This window comes from Halopelagius longus (assembly GCF_900100875.1).
GTDB classification, from domain to species: Archaea; Halobacteriota; Halobacteria; order Halobacteriales; family Haloferacaceae; genus Halopelagius; species Halopelagius longus.
In genome coordinates, this window is sequence record NZ_FNKQ01000001.1 from 580,982 (window position 1) to 607,313 (window position 26,332).

The 26,332-nt window shown below is 68.0% G+C and carries 32 protein-coding genes; 16 read left to right on the forward strand and 16 right to left on the reverse strand.

Features of this window, described 5'->3' with window-relative positions; genetic code table 11:
- Positions 1-68 precede the first annotated feature (68 nt).
- Positions 69-1,157: a YhjD/YihY/BrkB family envelope integrity protein gene (locus BLS11_RS03005; protein ID WP_092532703.1), complete on the reverse strand. Its 1,089-nt coding sequence runs from the start codon at positions 1,155-1,157 to the stop codon at positions 69-71.
- 135 nt (positions 1,158-1,292) lie between these two features.
- On the opposite strand from BLS11_RS03005, the gene BLS11_RS03010 reads away from it, so the two are divergent.
- The 4 genes from BLS11_RS03010 (at position 1,293) to BLS11_RS18950 (ending at position 3,602) form a co-directional block, all read left to right on the forward strand.
- Positions 1,293-1,610 carry an MTH1187 family thiamine-binding protein gene (locus BLS11_RS03010; protein ID WP_092532706.1) on the forward strand — a complete coding sequence of 106 codons (318 nt, stop codon included), beginning with the start codon at positions 1,293-1,295 and terminating at the stop codon, positions 1,608-1,610.
- Positions 1,611-1,679: 69 nt separating this feature from the next.
- Positions 1,680-2,627 carry a methenyltetrahydromethanopterin cyclohydrolase gene (gene mch / locus BLS11_RS03015; RefSeq protein ID WP_092532709.1) on the forward strand — a complete coding sequence of 316 codons (948 nt, stop codon included), beginning with the start codon at positions 1,680-1,682 and terminating at the stop codon, positions 2,625-2,627.
- Positions 2,624-3,112, forward strand: coding sequence for a double winged helix-containing putative transcriptional regulator (locus BLS11_RS03020; protein WP_092532712.1), 489 nt, complete (start codon positions 2,624-2,626; stop codon positions 3,110-3,112). Before mch ends, BLS11_RS03020 begins: the two co-directional genes overlap by 4 nt.
- Before the next feature lie 97 nt (positions 3,113-3,209).
- Positions 3,210-3,602 carry a hypothetical protein gene (locus tag BLS11_RS18950; RefSeq protein WP_139172754.1) on the forward strand — a complete coding sequence of 131 codons (393 nt, stop codon included), beginning with the start codon at positions 3,210-3,212 and terminating at the stop codon, positions 3,600-3,602.
- Between the two features lie 60 nt (positions 3,603-3,662).
- On the opposite strand, the gene BLS11_RS03025 is transcribed toward BLS11_RS18950, so the two are convergent.
- The 4 genes from BLS11_RS03025 to BLS11_RS03040 form a co-directional block, all read right to left on the reverse strand.
- Positions 3,663-4,952, reverse strand: a complete 1,290-nt coding sequence (locus BLS11_RS03025) for a M48 family metallopeptidase (RefSeq protein ID WP_092532715.1) — start codon at positions 4,950-4,952, stop codon at positions 3,663-3,665.
- A gap of 124 nt (positions 4,953-5,076) precedes the next feature.
- The gene (locus BLS11_RS03030) at positions 5,077-6,054 is read right to left on the reverse strand and encodes a DUF7662 domain-containing protein (RefSeq protein ID WP_092532718.1); all 978 of its coding nucleotides are present in this window, start codon (positions 6,052-6,054) and stop codon (positions 5,077-5,079) included.
- Positions 6,055-6,133: 79 nt separating this feature from the next.
- On the reverse strand, positions 6,134-7,750 hold the full coding sequence (locus BLS11_RS03035; protein WP_092532721.1) for a GTPBP1 family GTP-binding protein: 1,617 nt from the start codon (positions 7,748-7,750) through the stop codon (positions 6,134-6,136).
- 206 nt (positions 7,751-7,956) lie between these two features.
- The gene (locus tag BLS11_RS03040; RefSeq protein ID WP_092532724.1) at positions 7,957-8,484 is read right to left on the reverse strand and encodes a J domain-containing protein; all 528 of its coding nucleotides are present in this window, start codon (positions 8,482-8,484) and stop codon (positions 7,957-7,959) included.
- Positions 8,485-8,564: 80 nt separating this feature from the next.
- Between BLS11_RS03040 and BLS11_RS03045 the strand changes: the two genes are divergently transcribed.
- Complete coding sequence (locus tag BLS11_RS03045) at positions 8,565-8,762, forward strand: hypothetical protein (RefSeq protein ID WP_092532727.1); 198 nt, start codon at positions 8,565-8,567, stop codon at positions 8,760-8,762.
- A gap of 27 nt (positions 8,763-8,789) precedes the next feature.
- On the opposite strand, the gene pyrF is transcribed toward BLS11_RS03045, so the two are convergent.
- From pyrF to BLS11_RS03060, 3 genes are read right to left on the reverse strand one after another with little or no spacing between them, the layout of a single operon-like run.
- Positions 8,790-9,605: an orotidine-5'-phosphate decarboxylase gene (pyrF, locus tag BLS11_RS03050; protein ID WP_092532730.1), complete on the reverse strand. Its 816-nt coding sequence runs from the start codon at positions 9,603-9,605 to the stop codon at positions 8,790-8,792.
- 32 nt (positions 9,606-9,637) lie between these two features.
- Positions 9,638-11,200 (reverse strand): amidohydrolase, encoded by a 1,563-nt coding sequence (locus tag BLS11_RS03055; protein WP_092532733.1) that lies wholly within the window; start codon positions 11,198-11,200, stop codon positions 9,638-9,640.
- Between the two features lie 51 nt (positions 11,201-11,251).
- Positions 11,252-11,659, reverse strand: coding sequence for a hypothetical protein (locus tag BLS11_RS03060; RefSeq protein WP_092532736.1), 408 nt, complete (start codon positions 11,657-11,659; stop codon positions 11,252-11,254).
- 134 nt (positions 11,660-11,793) lie between these two features.
- Here BLS11_RS03060 and hmgA point away from each other — a divergent pair, with 134 nt between their 5' ends.
- Positions 11,794-13,029 (forward strand): hydroxymethylglutaryl-CoA reductase (NADPH), encoded by a 1,236-nt coding sequence (gene hmgA / locus BLS11_RS03065; protein WP_092532739.1) that lies wholly within the window; start codon positions 11,794-11,796, stop codon positions 13,027-13,029.
- Between the two features lie 6 nt (positions 13,030-13,035).
- Here the strand turns inward: hmgA and BLS11_RS03070 are convergent, their stop codons facing one another.
- Both BLS11_RS03070 and BLS11_RS03075 read right to left on the reverse strand, forming a co-directional pair.
- On the reverse strand, positions 13,036-13,557 hold the full coding sequence (locus BLS11_RS03070; protein WP_092532743.1) for an SHOCT domain-containing protein: 522 nt from the start codon (positions 13,555-13,557) through the stop codon (positions 13,036-13,038).
- A 66-nt stretch (positions 13,558-13,623) separates the two neighbouring features.
- Complete coding sequence (locus BLS11_RS03075) at positions 13,624-13,983, reverse strand: hypothetical protein (RefSeq protein WP_092532746.1); 360 nt, start codon at positions 13,981-13,983, stop codon at positions 13,624-13,626.
- Between the two features lie 155 nt (positions 13,984-14,138).
- On the opposite strand from BLS11_RS03075, the gene BLS11_RS03080 reads away from it, so the two are divergent.
- The gene (locus tag BLS11_RS03080; protein WP_139172755.1) at positions 14,139-14,366 is read left to right on the forward strand and encodes a hypothetical protein; all 228 of its coding nucleotides are present in this window, start codon (positions 14,139-14,141) and stop codon (positions 14,364-14,366) included.
- A 9-nt stretch (positions 14,367-14,375) separates the two neighbouring features.
- On the opposite strand, the gene BLS11_RS03085 is transcribed toward BLS11_RS03080, so the two are convergent.
- Entirely contained in the window at positions 14,376-14,909 is a 534-nt protein-coding gene (locus BLS11_RS03085) for a DUF5817 domain-containing protein (protein WP_092532752.1), read from the reverse strand.
- 94 nt (positions 14,910-15,003) lie between these two features.
- Between BLS11_RS03085 and BLS11_RS03090 the strand changes: the two genes are divergently transcribed.
- Entirely contained in the window at positions 15,004-15,366 is a 363-nt protein-coding gene (locus BLS11_RS03090) for a cupin domain-containing protein (protein ID WP_092532755.1), read from the forward strand.
- Positions 15,367-15,438: 72 nt separating this feature from the next.
- On the opposite strand, the gene icd is transcribed toward BLS11_RS03090, so the two are convergent.
- Together icd and BLS11_RS03105 are read right to left on the reverse strand one after the other, a co-directional pair.
- Positions 15,439-16,701, reverse strand: a complete 1,263-nt coding sequence (icd, locus tag BLS11_RS03095) for an isocitrate dehydrogenase (NADP(+)) (protein ID WP_092532758.1) — start codon at positions 16,699-16,701, stop codon at positions 15,439-15,441.
- 208 nt (positions 16,702-16,909) lie between these two features.
- On the reverse strand, positions 16,910-17,617 hold the full coding sequence (locus BLS11_RS03105) for an MBL fold metallo-hydrolase (protein WP_092532764.1): 708 nt from the start codon (positions 17,615-17,617) through the stop codon (positions 16,910-16,912).
- Between the two features lie 134 nt (positions 17,618-17,751).
- On the opposite strand from BLS11_RS03105, the gene BLS11_RS03110 reads away from it, so the two are divergent.
- Positions 17,752-18,639: an isoaspartyl peptidase/L-asparaginase gene (locus BLS11_RS03110; RefSeq protein WP_092532767.1), complete on the forward strand. Its 888-nt coding sequence runs from the start codon at positions 17,752-17,754 to the stop codon at positions 18,637-18,639.
- 60 nt (positions 18,640-18,699) lie between these two features.
- A complete protein-coding gene (locus BLS11_RS03115) occupies positions 18,700-19,635 on the forward strand; it encodes an oxidoreductase (protein WP_092532769.1) in 936 nt (311 codons plus the stop codon).
- Between the two features lie 65 nt (positions 19,636-19,700).
- On the opposite strand, the gene BLS11_RS03120 is transcribed toward BLS11_RS03115, so the two are convergent.
- On the reverse strand, positions 19,701-19,883 hold the full coding sequence (locus BLS11_RS03120; protein ID WP_092532772.1) for a hypothetical protein: 183 nt from the start codon (positions 19,881-19,883) through the stop codon (positions 19,701-19,703).
- Positions 19,884-20,039: 156 nt separating this feature from the next.
- On the opposite strand from BLS11_RS03120, the gene BLS11_RS03125 reads away from it, so the two are divergent.
- On the forward strand, positions 20,040-20,672 hold the full coding sequence (locus BLS11_RS03125) for a DsbA family oxidoreductase (RefSeq protein ID WP_092532775.1): 633 nt from the start codon (positions 20,040-20,042) through the stop codon (positions 20,670-20,672).
- A gap of 19 nt (positions 20,673-20,691) precedes the next feature.
- Here BLS11_RS03125 and BLS11_RS03130 read toward each other — a convergent pair whose 3' ends face one another.
- On the reverse strand, positions 20,692-21,132 hold the full coding sequence (locus BLS11_RS03130) for a winged helix-turn-helix transcriptional regulator (RefSeq protein ID WP_394327375.1): 441 nt from the start codon (positions 21,130-21,132) through the stop codon (positions 20,692-20,694).
- Positions 21,133-21,227: 95 nt separating this feature from the next.
- Here BLS11_RS03130 and BLS11_RS03135 point away from each other — a divergent pair, with 95 nt between their 5' ends.
- The 3 genes from BLS11_RS03135 to BLS11_RS03145 all read left to right on the forward strand — a co-directional run bounded on the left by BLS11_RS03135 (position 21,228) and on the right by BLS11_RS03145 (position 23,427).
- Entirely contained in the window at positions 21,228-22,166 is a 939-nt protein-coding gene (locus BLS11_RS03135; RefSeq protein ID WP_092532781.1) for a ring-cleaving dioxygenase, read from the forward strand.
- Entirely contained in the window at positions 22,166-22,834 is a 669-nt protein-coding gene (locus BLS11_RS03140) for an alpha/beta hydrolase (protein WP_092532784.1), read from the forward strand. The genes BLS11_RS03135 and BLS11_RS03140 overlap by 1 nt, the downstream gene beginning before the upstream one ends.
- A gap of 143 nt (positions 22,835-22,977) precedes the next feature.
- Positions 22,978-23,427 carry a DUF7575 domain-containing protein gene (locus BLS11_RS03145; RefSeq protein ID WP_092532787.1) on the forward strand — a complete coding sequence of 150 codons (450 nt, stop codon included), beginning with the start codon at positions 22,978-22,980 and terminating at the stop codon, positions 23,425-23,427.
- Positions 23,428-23,463: 36 nt separating this feature from the next.
- Here the strand turns inward: BLS11_RS03145 and BLS11_RS03150 are convergent, their stop codons facing one another.
- Entirely contained in the window at positions 23,464-24,075 is a 612-nt protein-coding gene (locus tag BLS11_RS03150; RefSeq protein WP_092532790.1) for a TetR/AcrR family transcriptional regulator, read from the reverse strand.
- 184 nt (positions 24,076-24,259) lie between these two features.
- Between BLS11_RS03150 and BLS11_RS03155 the strand changes: the two genes are divergently transcribed.
- Together BLS11_RS03155 and BLS11_RS03160 are read left to right on the forward strand one after the other, a co-directional pair.
- On the forward strand, positions 24,260-24,859 hold the full coding sequence (locus BLS11_RS03155) for a TetR/AcrR family transcriptional regulator (RefSeq protein ID WP_092532794.1): 600 nt from the start codon (positions 24,260-24,262) through the stop codon (positions 24,857-24,859).
- Complete coding sequence (locus tag BLS11_RS03160) at positions 24,859-26,328, forward strand: MATE family efflux transporter (protein WP_092532797.1); 1,470 nt, start codon at positions 24,859-24,861, stop codon at positions 26,326-26,328. The genes BLS11_RS03155 and BLS11_RS03160 overlap by 1 nt, the downstream gene beginning before the upstream one ends.
- The last annotated feature ends 4 nt before the right edge of the window (positions 26,329-26,332 follow it).

Sequence of the window (26,332 nt, forward strand, 5' to 3'; positions counted from 1 at the left end):
CAGTGTATCTCTTAGGTCAGTAAAATTTGATTGTCTCCGTCGCGCGTCGGTCCCCACCGGCGCGTCCGTCACGCCTCCTCGGAGTCGTTCTCCCCGTCGGCGGGGTACCACCGGAGTTCGACGCCCACCGGACCGCCGGGGAGGACGGACGACGTCTCCGTATCGACGGCGACGCCGTCGGGCGGCGGCAGTTCGATGGACTCCCCGTCCGCGGTGACGACGACGGCGTCCCCGCCGTCGAGGAGTTCGTCGAGTCGTCGGACGGCGGCGACGAGTTCGCGGCGCGAGGCGTGGACGCCGTCGTTTCCGACGGGGGCGACGCCCCCGAACGCGGGTTCGATGTTCACGTCGTGACTCCGGTTCGAGAGGACGGCGTTGACGACTGCGCCGAGGAGGATGACGAAGCCGCTGAAGTAGAGCCACGTCAGGAAGACGAGGACGCCCGTGATGGCGCTACTGTTCGGCGCGGTGGTCGAAACGGCGAGGTAGACGCGAAACAGCGACTCGAACGCCGCGAGGCCGACGGCGGCGACGAGCGTTCCGGGGAGCACTTCGAGGACGCCCACGTCCGCGTCCGGAAACACGTAGTACATCGGGTAGAACGCCAGCGCGAGTCCGAGGATACCGAACAGGCGCGCGAGAACCCACTCGAACGGCCCGGCGCCGGCCACGACGCCCGCGACGGCGTCGCCGACCGTACTGCCGACGAGGACGGCCGCCCCGAAGGAGAAGAGGACGAGGAGTCCGTCGGCGAGTTGGTCGAGAAACGAGTTCTCGGCCCCCGACTCGTAGATGCTGGAGAAGGCGGTGTCGAGGCCGCGGAAGATGCGGAGCGTCCCCCACAGGAGGACGATGCCGCCGAAGAGCGACACGCTCGTCGAACGCGCGGCGTCGGTGAGTTCGGAGACGAACTCGTCGCGCGCGCCCTCGGTGAGGACGGCCCCCGCGGCGGCGACGACGCTCTCGTAGAGGCTCTGGTCCCCGACGGCGGAGACGACGACGAGCAACAGCACGAACAGCGGAAGCAGCGAGACGAACGCGTGGTACGCGATGCTTCCGGCCATGAACGGTAACTTCTCCGCCCGCGTCTCGTGGACGATCGCGCGCGCGACGGCGACGGCGCGCGAGACGCGCCCGCCGCCCGGTTCCCTCACCATACCGGTGTTTCCCGCGTCCGGTACCAAAAGCCGACGGCGGTCCGCCGTCGCCCGCGAGTGGACCCGACCGGAGCGGACCCCCCACCGGACCGAATCGGACCTAGTCTCAAGGCCCGCGCACGTGTGGGTTCGCGTATGACAGTCATCGCGATGCTGAGCGTGGCACCGGTCGTCGAAGGGAGCATGTCCGACCAAGTGGCGGAGGCCGTCGCCGCCTTAGACGAGTTCGACGTCTCCTACGAGACGAACCCGATGGGGACGGTGATAGAGGCCGACGACGTGGACACCCTGCTCGACGCCGTCGCCGCGGCCCACAAAGCCGTCGACGCCGACAGGGTGAGCACGTTCCTGAAGATAGACGACAAGCGCGCCTCGGACCAGAGCGCCGCGGACAAAGTCGCGGCCGTCGAGGAACACCTCGGCCGCCCGGCGAGGAAGGACAGAGACGAGTAATCGTCGCCGTCGGCCCCCCTCCGACGCGAACTACCAACTCCTTTAGGACGTGACGACGAACCACCGGCCATGGAATCCATCAATCGCATGGCCGTCGAGTTGATCGACGAGGCCATCGACTTCGCCGACGAACTCCGCGTCGTCCCCTACGAACTCGATTCGGGGGCGACGGTGCTCGACTTCGGGGTGGACGCCGAGGGCGGCGTCGAGGCGGGACTCCTCCTCGCGGAGATACAGACGGCGGGGCTGGCGACGGTCCAGACGCGGATGGACGAGGTGGCCGGGACGCCGATGCCGCACGTCGAACTCCAGACGGACCACCCCGACGTCGCGGTGCTCTGCTCGCAGAAGGCCGGATGGGAACTCACCTTCGAGGACCCCGAGTTCGACGGACTCGGCTCCGGTCCCGCCCGCGCCCTCGTCGGCGAGGAAGACGAGTTCCGGGCGGTCGGCTACTTCGACGAGTTCGACCTGACCGTGTTGGCCGTCGAGGCCATCGACCTGCCGGGCGACCAAGTGGCAGAACACGTCGCGGAGACGGCCGGCGTCGAACCCAGCGGCGTCTTCCTGCCGACGTTCGCCTCCGGCTCTACCGTCGGGAGCGTCACCACCGCCGCCCGTGCGGCCGAGATGGCCGTCTTCCGCCTCTTCGAACTCGGCTACGACCCGACGAACGTCCTCTCGGCGTTCGGGTCGGCACCGCTGGCGCCCGTCAGTTACGACGAGGGCGTCGCGATGGGCCGGACGAACGACGCCCTCGCGTACGGCGGCGAAGTCCACCTCACCGTCGCCGAGGAGTTCGACGAGTTCGACCAAGTGCCCTCCACCGCCCGCGACGAGTACGGCAAGCCGTTCGAGCAGATATTCGACGACGCGGGCTGGGACTTCTACGAGGTTCCCGCCGAGGTGTTCGCGCCCGCGAAGGTCACGATAGACGTGGTCAACGGGCCGACGTACGCCTTCGGCGAGACGGACGAGGACCTCCTCGCGGAGTCGTTCGACCTGCGGACGTCGTGAAGTTCAAACTCGTCCCCGAACCCCCGGCCTCTCTGGACCGGGTCGCCGAGGCCCAACGCGCCGTCCCACTCGTCCCCGGGTCGGAGGACGACTGCTGTGAGCGTCTGATGCGCCGCCTCGACTTCCCGAGTCGCGACGTGGCGCGGACGTGGCTCACCTTCCTGCGCGCCCTCGAACTCGCCGAGCAGACGCCGGAGGGGAGTTTCGTCCGTCGCCGGACCGACCCGACGCCCGACCACCTCCGGCGCGCCTTCCGCGAGCGAATCTTCGGGGCCGAAGACGTGCGCTCGATGCTCTCTTCGGACCCGACGACCGTAGACGAGGCGTTCGCGGCGTTCGAAGGGCGGGTGCCCGTCTGGGAGCACCACAAGAACCCCAACGAGTGGCGGACGATATGGCGCGACAGGGTGGAGACGATGCTTGAGTGGTTCGTCCTGTTGGGTGTGGCCGAGAAGCAGGACGGTGGGTACGTGTTGACGGAGTGAGCTAGGGGAAAGAAGGCGGATAGGTAAGCTGGTCCAAGTGGGTACTCTCAGAAGGCCGTGCCGAAATTAGATGTGTTAGCGGACCATCAAACGAATCATGTCGGTAACCCCAGAAGCAGAGGCTGAAATAAGCAAAGGCGGTCTGACTGTGAGAATCCGCCTCGGCGAGGATCAGATTTACCGACTTGCTGGAGGCCGTGTTACGTGTGGGCTAGTTGGCGGAAAGAACATGAGCGGCGGAAATCCGGGGGTGATCATAAACAGCTCCATCAGCAACCCTGATGCACCTGAGATATACCCCGGTGACGAGGTGACGGTTCGATTAACGTACGGAGATCGAACAGCCGAATTCCCTGCCAAAGGGACAAAAAGTACCGTTTCCAATCCGGCGGCGTTCAAAGCTGTAAGAGGAAAACAGCCCGTAGGTAGCTTTGAAGAGTACGAGAAAGTGAAACAGATGCTAAAGCAGGCGGAGTCTGATAGCAAGTAAATCGGTTAAAACGGGCTCAGTAAGTGCTCAGTTCATCAAGGGTCCGCGTAAGCGGCTATCTCACGCGCCGGTCGGCGCGGACGGTACGTCACCGCTCGACTCCTCGCCGTGACGCTCCCGGAGTCGCCGGATGCGCTCCGGAATCGGCGGGTGGGACATGTGGAACGCGGCGTACGCCGGGTGCGGGAAGGGGTTGCTGAGGTTCTCGCCCGCCAGCGTCGCCAACGCCTCCGAGAGGGGTTCCGGGTCGCCCATCACGTCGGCGGCGAAGTCGTCCGCCTCGCGTTCGTGCGCCAAGGAGAGGCGGTTCGTCAGCGGCGACGTGAGCGAGAGAACCGGCCCGGCGAAGAGGACGCCGACGACCAGCCCAGCGTACGTCACCTCGGGGAGCGAGAACGCCGCGTACGCCCACTCCGAGGACGTGACCCACCCGAGGAACGCGAAGACGACGGCCATCCGGACGGCCGAGAGGCCGAGTTGCTTCCAGATGTGCGCGCGCTTCCAGTGGGCGAGTTCGTGCGCTAACACCGCCTGCATCGCCCGGCGGTCCATCTGTTCGATGAGCGTGTCGAACAGGACGACGCGCTTCGTCCGCCCGAACCCGACGAAGTAGGCGTTCGAGTGCGACGACCGGCGACTGGCGTCCATCTCGTACACCTGCTCGCAGTCGAACCCGGCGCGGTCGAACACGTCCTCGACGGCGTCTCTGAGCGCTCCGGCCTCGACGGGTTCGAAGTCGTTGAAAAGCGGCGCGACGAACCGCGGGTAGATAACGAGCATCGCCAACGAGAGGCCGACGACGGCCGCCCACCCGGCGACGGGCCAGAGGGTCGGAAGCAGTTCGACGGCCCCGAGGACGATACCGGCGACGACGGCGGCGAACGCCCCCGAGAGGACGACTCCGAGGGCGAGGTCCCGAAGCCACAGGCCGACCGTCTGGTTGTTGAAGCCGAAGCGCTCCTCGATTCGGAACGTCTTCCACGCGTCGAACGGCGCGGCGAGCACCCGACTCCCGACGGCGGCGGCGACGACGAGAACCACCCCCTGCGCGACGGGCGGGAGGCCCGTCTCCGTCAGTGCGACCACCGCGTCGGCGAACGCCCCCGAGAGGAGGACGGCCAACAGAACCAGCAGGCTCACCCACGACTGCGCGCGCGAGAGGACCGTCTTCGCCCGTTGGTATGCGAGGAGGCGGTCCGTGTCATCGACGCCGAGTTCGTCCCGCACCCACTCTTCTGCGGTGCGCACCGCGCGAGCGCCGTACGTCAGGTTCAGGTAATCGAGCGCCGTGAACAGCAGTTCCGTACCCGCCAGCAGTGCGGCCAGTGCCAGCGCGAGTTGCGATACCATCTCACTCCCGTAGTGGGGTCCGGAGGAACGTAAGCGCCGCGGAGACGCGACGTGCGTCGGGGAGACGCCGGGAGATGCGACGACCCACCGGTTCGGCCGCCGCCCGACGCAGTCGTTCCCCGACTCAGTCGTCGCCGACCGTCTCCGTCGGTCCGGACCCGCGTCCGCGGGGGAGTCGCTCGAAGACGACGAGTTCGTCCGGGAGCGACAGCGACGCCACCTCGTACCCCGCCCGGAGCCAACTTCGGGCGTGGGGGTGGGACTCCTCGCTGTTCGTCCACCACTGCCGCCAGTTCCGCGCGGAGTCGGGCACGGGCGCGCCGAGGACGACTTCCAACTCCGCGAAGGAGAGTCGGACGCGGTCGAGTTCGTGGTCCGCGAGGTAGTCGTACAGCGGTCCGTACTTCCCGCTCGGCGGCGACCCTCGACGGACCGTCCCCGCCGCGTCCGACCCGGCGGCGCGGTTCGTCGTCGCGTCGTCCGTCGCCGCGTCGTCCGTCGCCGGGCCGTTCGTCGTCACGTCGCCCGATTCTCTCCGATTCGAGGCGGCGGACGCCGCGTCCGCCGTCGCTTCCGCCGCGTTGGCGACTGCGGCCTCCACCGCCGCCTCGCCGTCCTCGCGGTTCCACGCCGCGTCGAACGCCGAGAGGAGGTCCCCGCGGATGATGCGGCGGAGCGCCCCGTTCTCCTCGTCGGTCCCCTCGAAGTCGGCCGTCGAGTGGAGGTGGACGTGCACGTCCTTCCCCGCGCGGGCGGCGTGGAACACGTTCGTGTTCACTCGACAGACCCGCTCGGCGCCGCCCTCGTAGCAGTCGGCCGGCGAGACGTCGCCGTACCCAGACGAGAAGCGGTCGGCCACGTCGGCCGCCTCGCCGACGTACACCGCCTCGTCGTCGACGGTGACGAGGTAGACGCCGGGACGCGACGCTCGGGGGTCTCTCACCTCGAACCGACAGAACGGCCCCCAGCCGTCGCTGTGGACCGCGCGTTCGTCGGACGCTTCGTACTCGCGTTGCGGCGTCTGGACTGCGACGACGCCGTCGTCGGTTCGGTCGGGGTCGAGACGGCTGACCGTCTCGAACTCGTACCCGCAGACTTCCATGCGTCGCCTCTCTGCGGCACCTACAAAAACGTTCACTCGAACGAGAACGAATTCGGCGGCTCGCGCCGACCCGCCGCGGTCACTCGCGGTTGACTTCCGTGACGGTGCCGACGCCCTTCGACCGCCCCTCGCGGAAGACGAAGCGTTGGCCCTCCTCGACCAGATACGGGCGGAACTTGAACTCCACCGTGGCGGTGCCGGTGTCGCCGGGGAGCAACTGCCCGCCCTCGGGGTGGAAGACGACGGCCTCGCTCAGCGTCTCCAAGTGGACGACCGGTTCGTAGCCGTCGCGGATGCGCGTCGGGTGGTTCAGCACCATCACTTCCGCCTCGAACGACCGGACCGGACTCGGGTTCGCGTCCGCCGGGAGCAGCACCATCCCGCGCTCTAACTCCGACTCCTTGATGCCCTTGAGAGCGATGCCGACGATTCGCCCCGCCTTCGCCCGGTCGACCCGGTGGTAGTGCATCTCGATGGAGCGAACCTCCACCTCGCGGAACGACCCGTCCGGCATCGGGCCGACGAGGAGTTCGTCGCCCGCCTCGACGCTGCCGGAGTTGACCGTGCCCGAGGCGACGGCGCCGACGCCCGTCACGGAGTACGACCGGTCGATGTACATCCGGAAGTCCTCGCGCGCCTCCGAGACGGTCTTCGGCAGGCCCTCGAACAGGTCGTTGAGCGCGTCGATACCCTCCATCGTCACCGCGCTCGTACGGACGATGGGGACGACGGAGTCGCTTATCTCCTCTATCGCGCTCTCGACGCCGTAGCGCTCGACGAGAAGCGGCGTCCGACCCACGTCGCGCAGGAGGCGTTCGACCTCCCGTTCGACTTCGAGGGCGCGTTCCTCCGAGACGGCGTCGGCCTTGGTGATGGCGACCAGCGTCGGCAGTTCCATCGCCAACAGGATGCCGAGGTGTTCGCGCGTCGTCTTCGTCGGCCCGTCGTCGGCGGCGACGACCAACAAGCCGTAGTCGAGTCGCTGGCCGACGAGGCCGCGAATCGTCGTCCGGAGCCACGGTTCGTGGCCCACCGTATCGACGAAGGAGACGAGTCGGTCGGCCTCTTGGACGACTCTCGCGCGGTCGGACTTCCGGTGGGGGTTGTCCATGTGGACGGGGCCGTCGTCGCCGAACCCGTAGACGGCGTACGAGAGGTCCGCCGACAGGCCGCGTTCGACTTCGTGCGGTTGCACGTCGAGGAAGCCGCGGGTGCTTCCCTGTCCGTCGTCGGCCTGCCCGGTGACGAGAGAGCCCACGAGCGTCGATTTTCCGTGGTCTACGTGTCCGGCGGTGCCGACGACGATGTGGTCGTCGTCCGTATCGAGGACGGCACCCTCGCAGACGGTGGCGACGCCGACGAGTCCGCGTTCGGCGCTATCGTCTCCGACGCCCCACGTCTCCACGTCGTCGATGTGCGCGCCGGCCTCCTCGGCCAGCAAGGAGAGGACGTCCATCGATTCGGAGAACGCCGCGGGACTGATGCCCGCGATGCCGCCGTCGTCCGTGACGCCGACCACGTACGTCGCTTTACCGTCGCCGGACAGGACGCGGTGTCGGAGTTGGGCGGCCAGACTCTCCATCCGGCCGTCCGAGAGGTGGACGTCCCGGGAGAGCCGTTCCTTGAACTCGATGCTTCCGCCCTCCTCTTCTCCGCGCTCTAGGGCCTCTTCGAGAACGGCCCGGTCCGCGCTCATAGCCGCGGGTAGGTAACCATCCGCTAAAACCCTTTCCGTGACTTGGTTACCCATGTCACAATAGAATATTGGGCTTTCGGACCCTCTTCTGCACCGAATTTAGCCGGGGAAGACAGTATCTGCCACGAACCTGTCTGTCGAACGGAGTCCGTCGCCGAACCCGTCGAAAACTCCGGGGCCGCCCGAACCCGGTCGGCCGCCGCCCGTCAATCGCTGAGTCGTTCGTACGCGCGGTTGACGCGCTTGAACGTCTCCTCGTCGCCCGAGTCGGTGTCCGGGTGGACTTCCTTCACCCGGTTTCGGTAGGCCCGCTTTACCTCGTCGTCCGTGGCGTCGGCGTCGAGTCCGAGCGTCCGGTACGCCTCCGCCTCCGACGGTTCGTTCGAGGGACGGGGGCCGACGGTCCTCTGCCGGCCGCCGCCCGTCCGCCGCCCGCCGTCGGCGGTTCCGCCCGCACTCGCCGCCCGGCGTCCCGGTCCGAACCCCTCGAACCCGCCGGGACCCCTGGACGCGTCGTTGGCCCGGCGTTCCCCCGCCGTTCGCTGACGCGCCCGCGTCCGCGTTCGCGCTTCGAGGCGACCGCTGGCGTGGTACCACAGGAAGTAGGTGGCGACGCCGAACGGCACCGCGACGGCGAAGAGAAACAGTTGGTACGCGAGTGCGAGGACGACGAAGAGCGTAGTGAGACCTGCGAACACCGCGGCGAGGCCGATGAGAAGCCGGTCTCTGTCCACGCTCTCCGTTCGAAGCGCAGGACCGTAAGCGTCTCGCCGACGGCCCCCGGACTCAAGTTCTGCGAGTCCATCCCCTCGATATGAGCCGTTCCAGCCTGTGCGAGATATGCGAGTCGCGCCCGGCCACCAACGTCTGCCCGCGATGCGGCGCGCAGGTGTGTGATCAGGACTTCGACTCCGAGCACCGGATGTGCGAGTCCTGCCTCTCGTCGGTCCAAGGAGAAGACGACGTGAGTCCGGGGTACGACGACGGCCCCGGCGGCGGCGTGAGCGACTGAGACGGCCGAGCGTCCGAAACTGCGCCGCTACTCCGCCGCCTCGCGGTGTCGGTTCAGCCGCATCTTCAGTTTCCGGGCCGCCTGCCCGGACGCCTTCGCGAACGACTCCCCGGCGTCCTCGCCCGCGAAGATGATGCCCCGCGAGGAGTTCACGAGGCCGACGCCGTCGGCGAGTCCGTACTCGACGGCGGCCTCCGCGTCGCCGCCCTGCGCGCCGATGCCGGGGACGAGGAACGGCAGGTCGGGCACCTGTTCTCGAAGCGACTCCAGTTCCTCGGGGGCCGTCGCGCCGACGACGAGGCCGACGTTCCCGTGTTCGTTCCACAGGTCCGCGAGGGCGGCGACGCGTTCGTAGACGGCCTCTCCGCTCGACAGTTCGAGGTCCTGTAAGTCCGACCCGCCGGGGTTCGACGTGCGACAGAGGATGAAGACGCCCTTCTCCGATCTGTCGAGGAACGGTTGCAGCGAGTCCCGCCCCATGTACGGGTTGACGGTGATGGCGTCCGCCTCGTCCAGCAACGCCGCGTACTTCCGCGTCGTGTTGCCGATGTCGGCGCGTTTCGCGTCCAGTAGGACGGGCACGTCCTTCCCGTGGGCGTAGGCGATGGTCTCCCGGAGCGACCGCCACCCCTCGGCGTCCTCGTAGAACGCGGCGTTCGGCTTGTAGCAGGCGGCGTGTTCGTGCGTCTCGTCGATGATGCGCCGGTTGAACGCCCACCGCGGGAGGTCTTTCTCCTTGAGGTGGTCGGGGATTCGGGAGCGGTCGGGGTCCAAGCCGACGGAGACGACGCTGTCGACCCGGTCGATACGGTCGCGGAGGCGGTCGAAGAACGACTGCGGCATCGACGTTGCTGTGCGCCGCGCCGACAAGGGGTTTACTCTTCGCTCGCGTCGCCGGTCGAGTCGCGGAGGCCGTCGTAGACGACGCGCCCGCCGACGACGGTGGCCGCCACGTCGATGTCGCGGAGGGTGTTCGGATGCTCCCACGGCGACTCCTCCAGGACGACGAGGTCCGCCGCCTTCCCGGGTTCGACGGTTCCGAGGCGATCCTCGTCGAATCCCGCGTACGCCGCACCCGAGGTGTACGCCCGGAGGGCCTCCGTCACGCCGAGTCGTTGGTCCTCGTCGGGCGCGTTCACCGCGTGGTGGACGCCGAGGAGGGGGTCCAACGGCATGCAGTCGCTCCCGAACGCGAGGGGGACGCCCGCGTCGCGCAACGCCGCGTAGCGGTTCGTCTCCGTCCGCCTCTCGCCGAGTCGGGACTCGTATAGGCCGCCCTCCCGCGCCCACTTCAGGAAGTTCGGCTGGACGGAGGCGACGACGCCGAGTTCGGCGAAGCGTTCGACCGTCTCGTCGTCGGTCAGTTCCGCGTGTTCGACGCGGTGTCTCGACGCTTCGGGATCGTCGCACGCCTCGTAGGCGTCGAGGACCGCGTTCACGGCGGCGTCGCCGATGGCGTGGGCGGACATCTGCAACCCCGCCTCGTCCGCGCGTTCGACGATGGCCTCCAGTTCCCCGGGGGCGACGACCCACTGGCCCGTCTCCTCCGGCGCGTCGTCGTACGGTTCGGTGAGTTTCGCCGTCCGTCCGCCGAAACTGCCGTCGGTGAACGTCTTGACTGCCCCGACGCGGACCATCCCGTCGCCGTGGTTCGTCTTCAGGCCGAGGTCCACGAGGGAGTCGAGGTGGTCCGACCAGTAGTTGAGGCGCACGCGCAGGGTCAACTCGCCGTCGCGGTCCAACTCGCGGTACACCGCGGGCGCGTTGGACTTCCGAACCATGTCGTGGATGCCGGTCACGCCGCGTTCGTTCGCGTGCGCCTGCGCGGCCCGGACGAGTCGCTCCATCTCCGCCTCGTCGGGTTCTATCTCCCCGTACAGCACGTCCGCCGCCTCCTCGACGAGGACGCCCGTCAGGTCGCCGCCCTCGCGTCGCACGTCGCCGTCGGGCATCTCCGCCGCGTGCCTGTCGAGGACGACGCCGTTGACCGACGCGACGTGCATGTCCTCGCGGAAGGCCGCCACCGGTCGGTCCGCGGAGACGGCGTCCAAGTCGTCACGGGTGAGGTAGCGGTCGTCGTCCCACGTACTCTCGTCGTAGCCGAAGCCCAGAATCCACTCGTCGTCCGTCTCCGCGGCCCGCGCGCGGAGTCGTTCGACGCACTCCTCCGGTCCGGACGCCCCCGAGAGGTCGGCGTGGACGAGGGCGCGCCCGACCATCGGGAGGTGGGTGTGAGCGTCGACGAACCCGGGCAGGACGACGCGCCCGCCGAGTTCGACCGTCTCCGTCTCGGTGCCGACGAGGAACGAGATGTCGTAGGAACTGCCGAGGCGGACGATTCGCCCGTCGCGGACGGCCGCCGCCTCGTGCGTCTCGTCGGCGTCCGAAAGGGTATGGACCTCCCCGTCGAGGAGGACGAGGTCCGCGGCGTCTGTCATGTTCGAGGTGGCGACGGCCGCGGGCAAAACGGTTGGGATGGTCGGCGGCCGCTACCGGCCGGCGGAGCGTTCGTCGTCCACGTCGTCCACGTCGAACGTCCGCACGAACCGGTCGCGGACGTTCGTGACCGTCTCCGTCTCTCCTCGGCTCTCCTGTCCGTCGAAATCGTCGAGCGCGCGGACTATCTCGGTCGCCTCCGTCCGAGAGAGCTGAATCTCGTGGGTTCCGCCGTCGTCGTCGAAGATGTTCGAGAACACGTCGGAGATGTTGCGGTCACCGCCGCCGCCGGTCTGGCCCTCGTCGAAGTCGAACTCCCGTTGGAGGAGGCTCTCGACGTTGAGGACCCGTTCCTCCTCGCGCCGTCCGGTCGCTCTCGTCTCGTACTCCGAGAGCGCGTTGATCACTTCCCGCGCTTCGCCCTTGCTCAGTTCGATTCCCGTTGAGTTTGTGTCGTCCATGGTGGCCTCTCGGCGACAAATTTGGTTCGCGGGAGGGAAATCACGTTTGGCCCCGCCGGGGTCCGTTCGACGGGCCGCGGGCGGGGGACGCAGAATGGGTAACTGTTAGGGCGGCCGCCGGGAAACGAGGGGACATGACCGACGAGACGGATTCCGGGTCCGGGGACGCGGCGACGCTCGCGGAACGCGTCCGCGACGGCGAACTGCGACTGCACGAGTTAGAGGACCACGCCGACGCGGATACGGCGGCGGCGGCCCGTCGCCTCCTCGTCGAGGAGGACTCCGGCGCGTCACTCGACGCCGTCGGGGACTACGGCTTCCCCGCCGAGGCGGCGGACGCGAACATCGAGAACATGGTCGGCGCGGTGCAGGTTCCCCTCGGCGTCGCCGGTCCCGTCCACGTGAACGGCGGGGCGCTACAGGGCGAGCGATACCTCCCGCTTGCGACGACGGAAGGCGCTCTCTTGGCGAGCGTCAACCGCGGGTGTTCCGTCATCTCCGCCGCGGGCGGCGCGGCGGCGCGCGTCCTCAAGTCGGGGATGACCCGCGCGCCCGTCTTCCGCGTCGAGGACGTGGTGGAGGCGGAAGCCCTCGTCGAGTGGGTGCGCGATAACCGAAGCGCGTTGGCCGAGGCGGCCGAATCGACGACGAGTCACGGCGAACTGGAGGAGGTGACGCCGTACGTCGTCGGCAACTCCGTCTACCTGCGGTTCCGCTACGACACCAAGGACGCGATGGGGATGAACATGGCCACCATCGCCACCGAGGAGGCCTGCGCCGTCGTCGAAGAGGAGACGGCGGCCGAACTCGTCGCCCTCTCGGGGAACCTCTGTTCCGACAAGAAACCGGCCGCCATCAACGCCGTCGAGGGCCGCGGACGGACCGTCACCGCCGACGTGAAGGTTCCGCGCGAGGTGGTCGAGAGCCGACTCCACACGACGCCGGAGGCAGTCGCCGAACTGAACACGCGGAAGAACCTCGTCGGGTCGGCGAAGGCGGCGAGTCTCGGCTTCAACGCCCACGTCGCCAACGTCGTCGCCGCGATGTTCCTCGCGACGGGGCAGGACGAAGCGCAGGTCGTCGAGGGCGCAAACGCCATCACCACCGCCGAAGTCCGGGACGGGGACCTGTACGTCTCCGTCTCCTTGGCCAGCCTCGAAGTCGGCACCGTCGGCGGCGGGACGAAACTGCCGACGCAGGCCGAGGGACTGGACGTGCTCGGACTCCGCGGCGGCGGCGACCCGCCGGGGTCGAACGCGGACGCCCTCGCGGAGTGCATCGCGGTCGGTTCCTTGGCCGGTGAACTCTCTCTCCTCTCGGCTCTCGCCTCGCGGCACCTCTCCAGCGCTCACTCGGACTTGGGGCGCTGAGACCCGCTACAGTTCGCCGAGTCGCTCTCTCGTTTTTCGGTCCTCCGACGCCGCGGCGTCGGTTCCCGTTCCGGGGGTTCCCTCGTCGCCGGCCGTCGCGTCCTCCACCTCCAACAGTCGCTCGACGCGCCGGTCGAACTCCTCGTCGTCGAGTTCGCCGCGGGCGTACCGCGCCCGCAACTCGCTCACCGGGTCGTCGTCCGCGGCCGCCTCTCGGGCGTCTCTCGTCGGGTCCGCCTCCGGCGGGGCCGCCTCGGCCTGTTCGGCGACGCCGCGGGCGAGGTGGTACGACGCGAGGCAGAACGCGACGCCGAGGAGGAGGAAGACGAACGCGACGGGGTTGCCGACGTAGAGGTCCTCCGGGAGGAACCCGAGCCCCCAAATCGGCAACCCGCGCAGGGGGGTGCCGACCAGCAGCCTGCTTCCCCCCTCGAAGACGAGGGGGACGCCGAGGAGTGCGCTCCCGACGGCGTACGCCGTCCGAGTGGAGGGGTCTGACGGAACGTGTCGGTGGACCAACTCTCGCATACTCGAACGTCCCGGCTCGTGGATAATGTAGATTACTGGACGTTCGGCCGTCTCCGCGCCCCCGCTTCACGCCGACGCGCCGATGCCGAGTCGCTCCAACGGTCGCAGGAGGGCGACGGTGCCGACGAACAGCAAGCCGACGCCGACGGCGAGCGTCCGCGTTCCGGCCGCCGTCGCGGGGCCGACCGACGCGCCGACGGCGGTCAGAAGCCATCCGACGCCGGTCAGAGAGAGGCCGAGGCCCCGCCGACGCTGTCCGTGGACGACGGCCGCGGCGGCGAGAACGGTGTAGCCCGCGAGGAACGCTCCGCCCGCGGCGACGAGTCGCCCGCCCGCCACTGCGGCGATTGCGCCGACGAGAAACAGCGAGAGCACCGCTCCGCGGACGGTTCGTCCGGCGCGGGCGGCGGCGCGGGCGTCGCTCATACCGGCCTCTCGGCGGCGGGGGGAGCAAAACGTTTCGCTCTCGGTTTCACTTTCACTTCCGCCGCGCACCGTTGGCTCGCTTTTACCCCGTATCGGGCCGTCGTTCGATGCGCATCCGCTCGCGTCCCCCCGCGACGGGTGCGACCCCCTCGCCCATGTCCGAACGAATCTCCGCACCGGCGTCCGAGACGGCCACCGAGGGTCGCCCGTCACCCCCCGAGACCGCCTCTCGCGGCGCCGGTTCCGACGCTTCGTCCGACGGGGACGCCGACGCCGACGACTCCGCGGTCAGAACCGCCACGCGCCTCCTGCGCCTCCTGAAGGTGGCGCTCGGCGCGGTCGTCTCGTTTCTGACCGCGTTGAAGCTCCTCGGCTTCCTCTGAGTGCCCGACTCAGAGCAGTCGGTACCGCCCGCGCGACTCGGAGGCGTCGCCGCGCCGCACGAGGCGTTCGAGCACGTCCCGCGCCGTCTCGCCGTCGATACCGCGCTCTTCGGCGTAGGCGGCCACCTCCTCCTCCGTCGGCCGGTCGCCCTCCCGGAGGGCGTCTCGCACCACGTCGAGTCGGTTCGACGACCCGGTCTGGGACCCCTTCGACGCGCGTTCGCCCGCCTCGTCCACGGCGTCGGCGTCGAGGCCCGATCCTTCGAGGTACTCCCTGTCGTCGATGCCCGACTCCTCGACGAGTCGCTCCATGTCGGCGACGTGCGCCGTCTCCGCGAACGCCTCGCTGTCGCCGCGCTTCTTCGCCAAGAGGGCCGCCCGCGCCTGTCGGGCCGCCTGCCTGTCTTCCTCCTCGGCGAACCGGCGGAGTTTCTTCGCCCGGTGGGTCTTCCCGCACCGGGGGCAGTTCGCGGACTCCTGCGTGCGAGGGTCCGACAGGAGCCACATGTTCCCGCACTCGTTGCACCCGACGACGGCGTACATACCCCCGCTACCTCGTCTTCGGGTTTGAATGTTGCTTCGCGCCCGCGGCACCGCCCGGCCGGACGTTTATGGTCCGCGGGTGCGGCCCTCTCGCATGGAACGCGTCTCCGCAGACGACGCCGAGTCGGTCGAAGCCGTGCCGGACGTCGAACTCACGATGCTCGCGGGAGCCTCGCGCCTGAACGTTCAGCGGTTCCGAATCGGGGCCGGGGCGACGGTGCCGAGACACAGTCACGAACAGGAGCAGGTGGGGTACGTCACCGCCGGCGAGTTGGTCTTCCTCGTCGGCGACGAGGACGACCCGGAGGAGGTGGTCGTCGGCGAGGGCGACTCCTTCGCCTTCGAGTCCGAGGAACCCCACGCCGCCGAGAACCGCGGCGACGCGCCCGCCGAAGGGGTCGATATATTCAGTCCGCCGCGAACCGCGGCCGACTGGGGCGACTCCGGCGACGAGTAGTGGTCGCGTCCCTTCGGCGTCCGCGCCGTCGGGTCGGATAAAAAAGAGGAGAGTCGAATCGGACGGGTTCGCTTACGACAGCTTTTCGATGTTCTCGACGACCTTGTCGGCGAACTCGCTGGTGGCGAGCTTGTTGCCGCCTTCGATCTGGCGTTCGAGGTCGTACGTCACGTCGCCCGAGGAGATGGTCTCCTCGACGGCGTCGCGGATGAGCTGTCCGGCGTCCTTCCAACCCATGTACTCGAACATGAGGCGACCCGAGAGGATCATCGCCGTCGGGTTCACCTTGTCCTCGCCCGCGTACTTCGGCGCGGACCCGTGGACGGGTTCGGCGAGACAGAGGCCGTCGCCGAAGTTCGCGCCCGGCGCGATGCCGAGCCCGCCGATTTGGGCGCCCGCGGCGTCGGACATGTAGTCGCCGTTGAGGTTCATCGTGGCGATGACGTCGTACTGGTCCGTCCGGGTGAGGAGCTGCTGGAGCATGTTGTCCGCGATGCGGTCCTTGATGACGAGCTTGTCCTCCGGCTTCTCGCCGTCGTACTCCTCCCAGAGTTCGTCCTCGGTGATGGTGACGTCGCCGAACTCCTCTTCGGCGAGCTCGTAGCCCCAGTCGCGGAACGCGCCCTCGGTGAACTTCATGATGTTACCCTTGTGGACGAGGGTGACCGAGTCGCGGTCGTTTTCGAGGGCGTACTCGATGGACTGGCGGACGAGACGCTTCGTGCCGAACTCCGTGATGGGCTTGACGCCGATGCCGATGGGGCCGTCGTGCAGCTTGTCGCCGGCGTCCATCTCCTCGGAGAGGAACTCCTTGACCTGCTGGACGTCGTCTGTGCCGGCCTCCCACTCGATGCCGGCGTAGACGTCCTCGGTGTTCTCCCGGAAGAACACCATGTCCATCGCGGCGGGGTCCTTGACGGGCGAGGGGACGCCGTCGATGTGGTACGTCGGGCGGACGTTCGCGTAGAGGTCGAGCTTCTGGCGGAGCGCGACGTTGAGCGACCGGAAGCCGGAACCGACGGGCGTCGTGAGCGGGCCCTTGATGGCGATTCGGTGGTCCTTGATGGCCTGTACCGTGTCCTCGGGGAGGTTCTCGTCGTACTTCTCCCGTGCGGACTCGCCGGCGTATACGCGGAGCCACTCGACGGAGCGACCCGTCGCCTCGGCGGCCGCCTCGAGCACCTTCTGCGCGGCGGGACCGACGTCCGTGCCGATACCGTCGCCGTGGATAATGGGGATGATGGGGTTCTCCGGAACCTCCAGCTCACCGGTCTCCTCGTCGGCGAGCGTAATCTTCTCGCCTGCTTCGGGGGCCTCGATTTTATCGTAGCTCATGAACAATCCCCTATTTCCAGACCGGGCCTAAAGTGCTACCGTTATCGGCGCGAACGGCGGGAGACGGTACCGGACGGCCGGACGCGGCGAGGCCGGCCGTCGCCCCTTCGAGCCGTCGAGTCGAATCTCGAACGGTGTCGTCTCCGCGGTGCTCCGAACGTCCTCGTCGGGGGCCGCCCGCGCCGCCTCCCGCCCGCCGATTCGACCCTCAGTCCCGAATCGCACCGACGAGGCCGAGCAACTGTTCGGGGCCGCTTTGGAGAAGCGCCCGCGGGAACCGCCGCCGCGCGCCGTCGAGGGCGGTGTCGAGTGCGGCCGAGGCGTCCTCGAAACAGCCGGTTCCGTGCCCGAAGACGATTCGCTCGGGGTCGAACTCGGCGAACGTCTCTCGGGGCGGGGTGAGGCGGGCGGTGAGAAAGAGGCCGATTCGCTCCTCGCCGACGGGCGTTCCCTTGGTCGAACTCATCACGTCCGGCACGTAGAGAGTGCCGTCCGACTCGCGGTACGCGACCGCTTCCCGCCACCCCGGAAGCGGGTCGAGGCGGGAGATTCGGAACCCGGAGTCGCCCAACTCGCGGTCGTACCGACGGATTTCGGCGTCCGTGCGGTCCTCGACTCGGTCCATCCACCGCGGGAGGTAGACGGGAACGTCGTGTCGCCGGGCGAAGACGCCGGCGTCGCGGGCGTGCCAGTTCGAACAGACGGCGACGCCGACCACCTCCCCGAGTTCGCCCACGAGTTCGTCCGCGCCGGGCGCGTCGATCGGGTCCAACAGCCAGACGCCGCCGTTCGACCCCCGAACGGCGTGGGAGGCTCGCCGGCCCGCCTCCTCGGGGTGGGAAAACCACCCGACGCCGCCGTCCCACTCGTCTATCCGTTCGAGACCCGCAGACGACGACCGGTCGTACACCTTCATGGGCGGACGCTCGCTCCCCCGGTCGATGTTTCTTTCGTTCAGTTGTCACGTCACTCCGACGAGTCCCGGCTCTCGTCCCCTCGACGGCGGGCGATATCGGCACGACTTTTCTCGGGGCGGTCCGAGCGTCGCGTATGCGAGTAATCGTCCACGGCGGCGCAGGCGGCGTGCCGGACGAACCCGAACCGCGACAGGCGACGCTCGACGAGGCGGCGGAGACGGGCGCGGCGTCCGAGACGCCGGTCGATGCGGTCGAGGCGGCCGTCAGAGTGCTGGAGACGGACCCCGCGTTCAACGCGGGCGTCGGCGGCGCGGTCCAGTCGGACGGCGTCGTCAGAACCGACGCGGGCCTGATGACCAGTGACCGGGATGCGGGTGCCGCCGCGGGGATGGCGGGCGTCGAACACGCCGTCTCCGTCGCCCGCGCGGTGATGGAGGAGACGCCGCACGTCCTCGTCGCGGGCGACCCGGCGGTGGACCTCGCGTCCGACTTCGGCGTCGAGACGGACTGCGACCTGTTCACCGAGGAGACGCGAGCGCGGTGGGACGACGCCGACCCGCCGGCGGGTTCGACGCGGGACCACCTGGCGTGGTTGGACGCCCGGTTCGGCGAGACGACGGCAGACCCGACGGACGAGTCGGACCTCTCGGACCACGACACCGTCGGGGTCGTCGCCTCGGACGGCGAGACGTTCGCCGCCGCCACCTCCACCGGCGGCCGGTGGTTCGCCCTCGCGGGGCGCGTCGGCGACGTGCCCCAAATCGGGTCGGGCTTCTACGCTGCCGCCGCGGGCGGGGCGTCTGCGACGGGCGCGGGCGAAGACATCGCCAAGACGACGCTCTCGCGGCGCGCGGTGCGACACCTCGAACGCGGACTCGACGCCCAGACGGCCGCCGAGACGGCCATCGACGAGTTCGGCGAACTCACCGGCTCCGAGGCGGGCGTCATCGTCTTAGACGACGAGGGGGTCGGGCGGGCGTTCAACTCCGAGGGCATGCAGACCAGCGTCGCGGAGAAGTAGCCCCGCGCCCCGGTGGCCGCTTCCACGTCCCTTTAGCGGCTTCGAGCCGTACGCTCGTACATGTCAGACGATTGGACAGCGGAGCGGATGCCGGACCTCTCCGGCAGGCGAGTCGTCGTCACGGGCGCGAACAGCGGACTCGGATTCGAGGCGACGAAGGCGTTCGCTCGAAAGGGCGCACACGTCGTGATGGCCTGCCGGAGTCGCGAACGCGGGCGCGATGCGATGGTGGACGTGCGGGAAGCGGTTCCCGGCGCGTCGTTGACCCTCGGGAAACTGGACCTCGCGGACCTGGATTCGGTGCGCGCGTTCGCCGAGACGTTCGACGAGGAGTTCGGGTCGCTCGATATCCTCTGCAACAACGCGGGCGTGATGGCCATCCCCCGACGCGAGACGGAACAGGGGTACGAGATGCAGTTCGGCGTCAACCACCTCGGCCACTTCGCGCTCACGGGCCTCCTGTTCGACGCCCTCCGGGAGTCGCCGGGCGAGTCGCGCGTCGTCACGCAGTCCAGCGGCCTCCACGAGAACGGGGAGATGGACTTCGACGACGTAGACGGCGAAGAGGAGTACGACAAGTGGGAGGCGTACGCCCAGAGTAAACTCGCGAATCTGCTTTTCGCCTACGAGTTACAGCGACGACTCGGCGACGCGGGTATCGACGACGTGACGAGCGTCGGCTGTCACCCCGGCTACGCCGCGACGAACCTCCAGCGACGCGGCCCGGAGATGGCGGGGTCGAGACTCCGACTCGCGGCGATGCGCGCCGCGAACGCCCTCGTCGCCCAGAGCGCCGAGACGGGTGCGCTTCCGATGCTGTACGCCGCCACCGCCGACGACGTAACGGGCGGCGACTACGTCGGTCCGACCGGGTTCAGGAACATGCGCGGTTACCCCGGCGAGAACGAGTCGAGCGACCTATCGCACGACGAAGCGGACGCCCGCCGCCTCTGGGAACTCTCCGAGGAGCGCACGGGCGTCGCGTTCGACATCTGAGGCCGTCGGCGTCGTTCGGTTCTCGTCACGGAGCGCTCGATGTCCCTCGCAGAAGAACACCGCATTCACCGTCGCCGGACGATTATCACGGCCGCCACTGATGCGAGGAGAGCGACGCCCACCGCGACGAGATTGGCCACGACGCCCACTCCGGCGAAAACGCCACCGATCAAATGCGCGAGTACGAACGCCGTTCCGAAAACCGTCACGTCTCGCCAAAGCGAGGACTCTGTTTCTGCCTTTCCCATCCGCCGACCTCTCTCGCGGGAAAGATAAAGTATCTAACCATTCCGTGCGAAAACGGCCGAAACGCTTCCCGCGTCGCGGGGACCATCTCGACCGGTTTCCCGGGGCGTCCGCACATCCGAAGAAGTGTCTTGCGTCGTTTCGTCTAAGGGAACAGCATGAGTCAACAGCAGTCCGATCGAATCACCGTCTACGCCGACTACGTCTGTCCGTTCTGCTACCTCGGGCGGCAGTCCTTAGCGCAGTACCAAGACTCCCGCGAGGAGGAACTGGAGATCGACTGGCACCCCTTCGACCTGCGGAGTCAGAAGCGCAATCCCGACGGCACCATCGACCACTCCGTAGACGACGGCAAAGACGAGGAGTACTTCGAGCAGGCCAAACAGAACGTCCGCCAACTCGCGGAGAAGTACGACGCCGAGATGGTCCAAGAGCTAGTCAAAGACGTCGACTCCCTGTCCGCGCAGGTGGTCTCGTACTACGTCAAAGAGCACTACCCCTACGAGACGTGGCTCGACTTCGACACGTCGATTTACGAAGCGCTCTGGCAGGACGGCGAGGACATCGGCGACGAGGACGTGCTGGTCGAACTCGCAGAAGACGCCGGCATCGACGCCGAGGAGGTCCGCTCCGCTCTCGACGACGAGAACCTCAGAGAGGAGGTCCGTCAGCGGTTCACCGAGGCCCAACAACAGGGCGTGACGGGCGTGCCGACGTTCGCGTACGACGGGTACGGCGCGCGCGGTGCGGTGCCGCCGGAGCAACTGCGCCGACTCGTCGAGGGAACGTAATCGGACCGTTCGGTTCGGATTACTCGGCTTCGGCCTTCGCCTTCGGCGCGGACTCGCTCTCCGCGTCGTCTTCGTCCGTCTCGGCGTTCGTCTCCGCGGCGTCAGCCGGGTCCTCACCCGCGGGCGGGGAGTGTAACCACTCGTCCGCCCACGCCTCTATCTCGTCGAACACCGGACAGAGCGACCGACCCTTCGGCGTGAGCGAGTAGAACGTCGCCACGGGCGCGTCCTCCTCCAACCGTCGGTTCACGAAGCCGAGTTCCTGCAGGTCGTCGAGGACGCGCGAGAGGGTCCGCGAACTCGCGTCCGTCGAGCGCTTCAGTTCGTTGAACCGCTTCTCCCCGTCCTGGAGGTCGTGCAAGACGATGAGTCGCCACTGGGACCCGATCTGTTCGAGCGATTCGACGACCACGCACGCCTCCTCGTTTGACTGCTGAATTTCCGGGGACACTAGTGTCACCTGGTGACGCGTTCGTCCGGGAACGTCTATATGGTTTCGGTTCCTTACCTGGTAACGTAAGGAAACCGGCAGAGAGCCGGTCCGTTACGCTCACCATGCAAACAGACGGAATCCACCACGTGACCGCCGTTTCGGGCGACCCGCGGGAGAACGTCCGCTTCTACGCGGACGTCCTCGGACTTCGCCTCGTGAAGCGGACGGTCAACTTCGACGATACGTCGACGTACCACCTCTACTACGGGGACGAGACGGGGTCGCCGGGCACCGCCTTGACCTTCTTCCCGTTCGGGGAGGGTCGGCCGGGCCGCCCCGGGCGCGGGCAGGCCGTCGCAACCGCCTTCGTCGTCCCCGAGGGGAGTCTCGACTACTGGACCGACCGCTTCGCCGAACACGGCGTGTCGGCGGCGGAACCGACCGAACGCTTCGGGGCGGGCGTCGTAGCCTTCGAGGACGAAGACGGGCAACCCCTCGAACTGGTCGAGGGTGAGACGGACATCGAACCGTGGGCGGACGGCCCCGTACCGGCCGAGAACGCCGTTCGAGGCTTCCACGGCGTGACGCTCCAGTCGGCCGCGCCGGAGTCCACGGGCCGCGTCCTCGAACTCCTCGGCTTCGAGAAGGAGGCGGCGGAGGGCGAACGCGTCCGGTACCGCGCGGCGGGCGACCGGGCGAACGTCGTGGACCTCCTCGAACGCGAGAGTCCGCGCGGGCGGCCCGGCGTCGGCACCGTCCACCACGTCGCCTTCCGTGCGGAAGACGAAGAACAGCAACTGCAGTGGCGCGAGGAACTGTCGAACGCCGGGCAGAACGTCACGCCGCAGAAGGACCGCCAGTACTTCCAGTCTATCTACTTCCGCGACCCCGGCGGCGTCCTCTTCGAGATAGCCACCGACGGCCCGGGGTTCACCCGCGACGAGTCCGTCGAGGAACTCGGATCGTCGCTGAAACTGCCGCCGTGGTTGGAGGACGACCGGGACAGACTCGAATCCCGACTGCCGTCTCTGGAACCGGAAGTCGAGGAGGTGAGGAACTGATGGCGGACGGAAACGCGGGCGGGTCCGCGGCGGACCCCCACGGCGACCAACCGATTCGGACGGCCGGCGAATCGCTCGATTCGGCGGACGCCGCCGTCGTCCTCGTCCACGGGCGCGGCGCGACGGCGCGGGGGATGCTCCAGTTCGCGGAGGAGTTCCACCGCGAGGGACTCGCCCACGTCGCCCCGCAGGCCCAGCGAGGAACGTGGTACCCCAACAGGTTCCTCGCGCCGATAGACGCGAACGAACCGCACCTCACCTCCGCACTCGGGCACGTCGATAGCGCCGTCGAGATGGTCGAAGACGCCGGAATCCCCGCCGAGAAGACCCTCGTCGTCGGCTTCTCGCAGGGGGCGTGTCTCTCCTCCGAGTACGTCGCCCGCAACGCGCGTCGCTACGGCGGACTCGGCGTCCTCGCGGGCGGCCTCATCGGCCCGGAGGGGACGCCCCGCGACTACGACGGCAGTCTCGACGGCACGCCCGTCTTCCTCGGCGTGAGCGACGACGACCCGCACATCCCCCTCGAACGCGCCGAGGAGACGGTCGAAACCCTCGAACGGATGGACGCCGACGTGACGTACGAACTGTACGAGGGACTCGGCCACGGCATCTTCCCCGACGAGATAGAACACGTCCGCGAACTCGTCGCGGGCGTACTGGACGCGTAACCCGTTCGCTCCGCTCTCGTTCTCTCTTTTCTCGCGTCTTCTCTCTCCTTCTCCGTCTTCGAACGCCACCGCTCTCCGCGGGCGAACGGACCGCGACGCTCGTCCAAGAAGACTTATAACTGACTAACTGGTTAGTAATCCACATGAGCCAGTCCGTCTCGCGGAAGCGACCGTGGCTCGCAGCACTGCTCGGAGCGCTCGCAACGGGACTCGGTCACGTGTACCTGCGGCGGTGGCGGCGCGCGTTCGGATGGGTGGCCGTCCTGTTCGCCGTCAGCGTCCTGTTCGTCGATCAGGCGGCGTTGAGCGCGCTCGCGGCCGGGGACGCCGTCGACGTCGCGGAGCTCACCCCCCTCCTCATCGCGGGGGGCCTCAGCATCGCCGACGCGTACCTCCTCGCCCGCATCCAGAACGCCGCCGTTCGGCTAACCGTCACCCCGGACGGGCGACTCAACAGCTGTCCGAACTGCGGCAAGGAGCTCGATTCGGAGCTCGACTTCTGTCACTGGTGCACGGCGGAACTCGACGACTTCGAGGCCGTCATCGCGGAACGGAGCGACGAACGCGGCCGCAGAACGCGGCAAAAGGAGTAGCCGACCGAACCCGAGCGTCGAACGCCGGCGCGCCTCTCACTCTCGGGCGTCTCGGTTCCCCATCAGTATCGCGTCGACGTACTCGTCGGCGGTCCGTCTCGCGGCTTCGAGCGCCTCCGTCTCGTCTAACACTACCGCTCGCGTGCGAGCGCCATCCACGATAGTCATCAGCGCGCGGGTCACGTGGTCCGCGTCGACGTCCTCGAACGTGCCTTCGTCGATACCGTGGTTGATGACCGCCTTGAGCATGTACCGGAGGTACTCGTCGTTCTGTCGGAACCGCTCGTCGAACGTCTCGTTGTGCGGCGCTTGGCTCCGCATCTCCAACATCGCGACGGAGAGGTCCCGGTGCTCCTCTGGGTTCGCGAGGAGTCTGTCGAGCAGTAACTCCAACCGCTCTTCGGGGTCGGTCGTCTCGACGTCGCGCACCGACGCCACGAACCGTTCGAGCAGGTAGTCCAGAAAGGCGGCGAGAAGCTCCTCCTTCGTGTCGTAGTAGTAGTGAATCGCGGCGGTCGATTTGCCGTACTCCTCGGCGATTCGCTTTATCGTCAGGTCCGCGTAGCCGTGTTTCTGAAGTGCTCGGTGGGTCGCGCTCATGATCTCCTCGTTCGGGTCCGAGAAGGAACGCTCCGATGGGTCGGCCATTACCTGCAGGGTCCACCTATAGTCGGATAACGGTTTTGACCCCGAGCGCCGAACGCCGGGATAACGTACCGTCCACTCAGTCCATATCCGTCGCTAAATCGGCCAATATATCCAATTCGTATCTGCCATCCGCATCACCAAAGGCTTTTGACTAACTAGTCAGTAAGTGATCGTACTAACCGATATGGACGACGACCCAGCGACGGAGATACTGGAGGCAACGTACCGGTCGCTCTGCCGACGCGGATACGCCGACCTCACGGTCGAGGACATCGCCGCCGAGGCGGACCGAAGCAAGGCGCTGGTCCACTACTACTACGACAGCAAGGAGAACCTCTTCACCGAGTTTCTGGAGTACCTCTACGAGCGATACACGGCGCACCTCGCGTCCGTGGCGGGTGAAACTCCGCGCGAACGGTTGTTCTCGCTGTTCGAGGCGGTCCTCGCCGACGAGGCTGCCACCCCCGGCGAGGAGTTCCGGACCGCGATGCTCGAAGTGAAAGCGCAAGCGCCGTACGACGAAGCGATTCAAGCGAACCTCGCCCGATTCGACGAGTACCTCTTCGAACGCCTGCGGGAGATAATCGCCGCGGGCGTCGAATCCGGCGACTTCCGCGAACGCGTCGACCCGGCCACCGCGGCCGAGTTTCTCGCGACGACTATCACGGGCGCACAGACGCGTCGCGTCGCCGTCGGCTATCCGACCGACCGACTCTACGAGACGATGACTCGCTACGCCGACACGCATCTCCTCGTGGCGGCGGCCGCGGAGGGTTCGAACTGATGGGACTTCGACGCCGCGTCGGGTCCCTGTTCAAAGGACCCGAGGAGGTCGACCTCACCGCGGGCGGCATCGGGAAACCGCTGTTCTTCCTGTCGATGCCCATCGTCGTCACGAACCTCTTTCAGACGGCGTACAACCTCGCGGACACGTTCTGGCTCGGGCAGTACAGCACCGACGCGCTGGCGGCCATCAGCTTCGCGTTCCCGATGGTGTTTCTCCTCATCTCGCTCGGGATGGGGATATCGGTCGCCGGCAGCGTCCTCGTCGCCCAGTACACGGGCGCGGGCGAGGAACGGGAGGCGGAGTACGCCGCCTCGCAGACGATGACGTTCGCCGTCGCCGCGTCGGTCATCTTGGGCGGCGTCGGCTACTTCTTCGTCGGCGAGTTCCTCGGCGTCATGGGCGCGTCGGCGGACGTGTTGCCGATGGCGACGAGCTACATGGAGGTCATCTCGCTCGGCCTCACGTTCATGTTCGGGTTCGCCGTCTTCGTCGCCCTCATGCGGGGGTACGGCGACACAATCACGCCGATGCTCGTGATGTTCGGGTCGGTCGTGCTGAACATCGTCATCGACCCGTTCCTCATCTTCGGGTGGACGGTCGTTCGGGACGCCCCCCTCGTGGGTACGGTCGCGTTTCCCGAACTCGGCATCGAGGGTGCGGCCATCGCGACGGTGTTCTCGCGCGCGTTGGCCCTGCTCGTCGGCCTCGCGATAATGTTCCGCGGAAACCGCGGGGTGCAGATTCACCTTCGGGACGCGGTTCCGAACCTCTCGTACCTCCGACGCCTCGTCCGCATCGGCCTGCCCGCGTCCATCGAGGGGACGGGGCGAGCGCTGTCGATGAACCTGCTTCTGTTCATCGTCGCGCTCTTTCCGGACACGGTCGTGGCCGCGTACGGCATCGGGACGCGAGTGTTCTCGGTCGTCTTCCTCCCCGCGATAGCCGTCGCTCGCGGCGTCGAGACGATGACCGGACAGAACATGGGCGCGGGAAAGCCGGACCGCGCCGAACGGGCGGCCGGACTCGCGGCGACGGTGCTCTTCGGGATACTCTCCGTCGCCGGAGTCATCGTCTGGTTCGCCGCGGCGCCCATCGCGGACCTGTTCACCACGGACCCCGAAGTCGTCGACATCGCCGCGCAGTTCCTCCGCTACGTCGCGCTGACGTTCGGGTTCATCGGCCTCATGCGGGCGTACACCGGGAGCCTCCGCGGGGCCGGGAAGACGCTCACCGCGGCGGCTATCTCCGTGTTGATGCTCGGCGTCGTCCGGTTCCCCGTCGCGTGGGTCGCCGCCGGTCCCCTCGGGGAGACGGGAATCTGGCTGTCCTTTGCGGTATCGAACGTCGCGGGGGCGGCAATCGCCTACGCGTGGTACCGCCGCGGCACGTGGCGCGAGAGCGACCTCACCGAGTCGAAGGTGGACCTCGACGAGTCCGCGGTCGAAACCCCGACCGGAGGCGACTGACCGC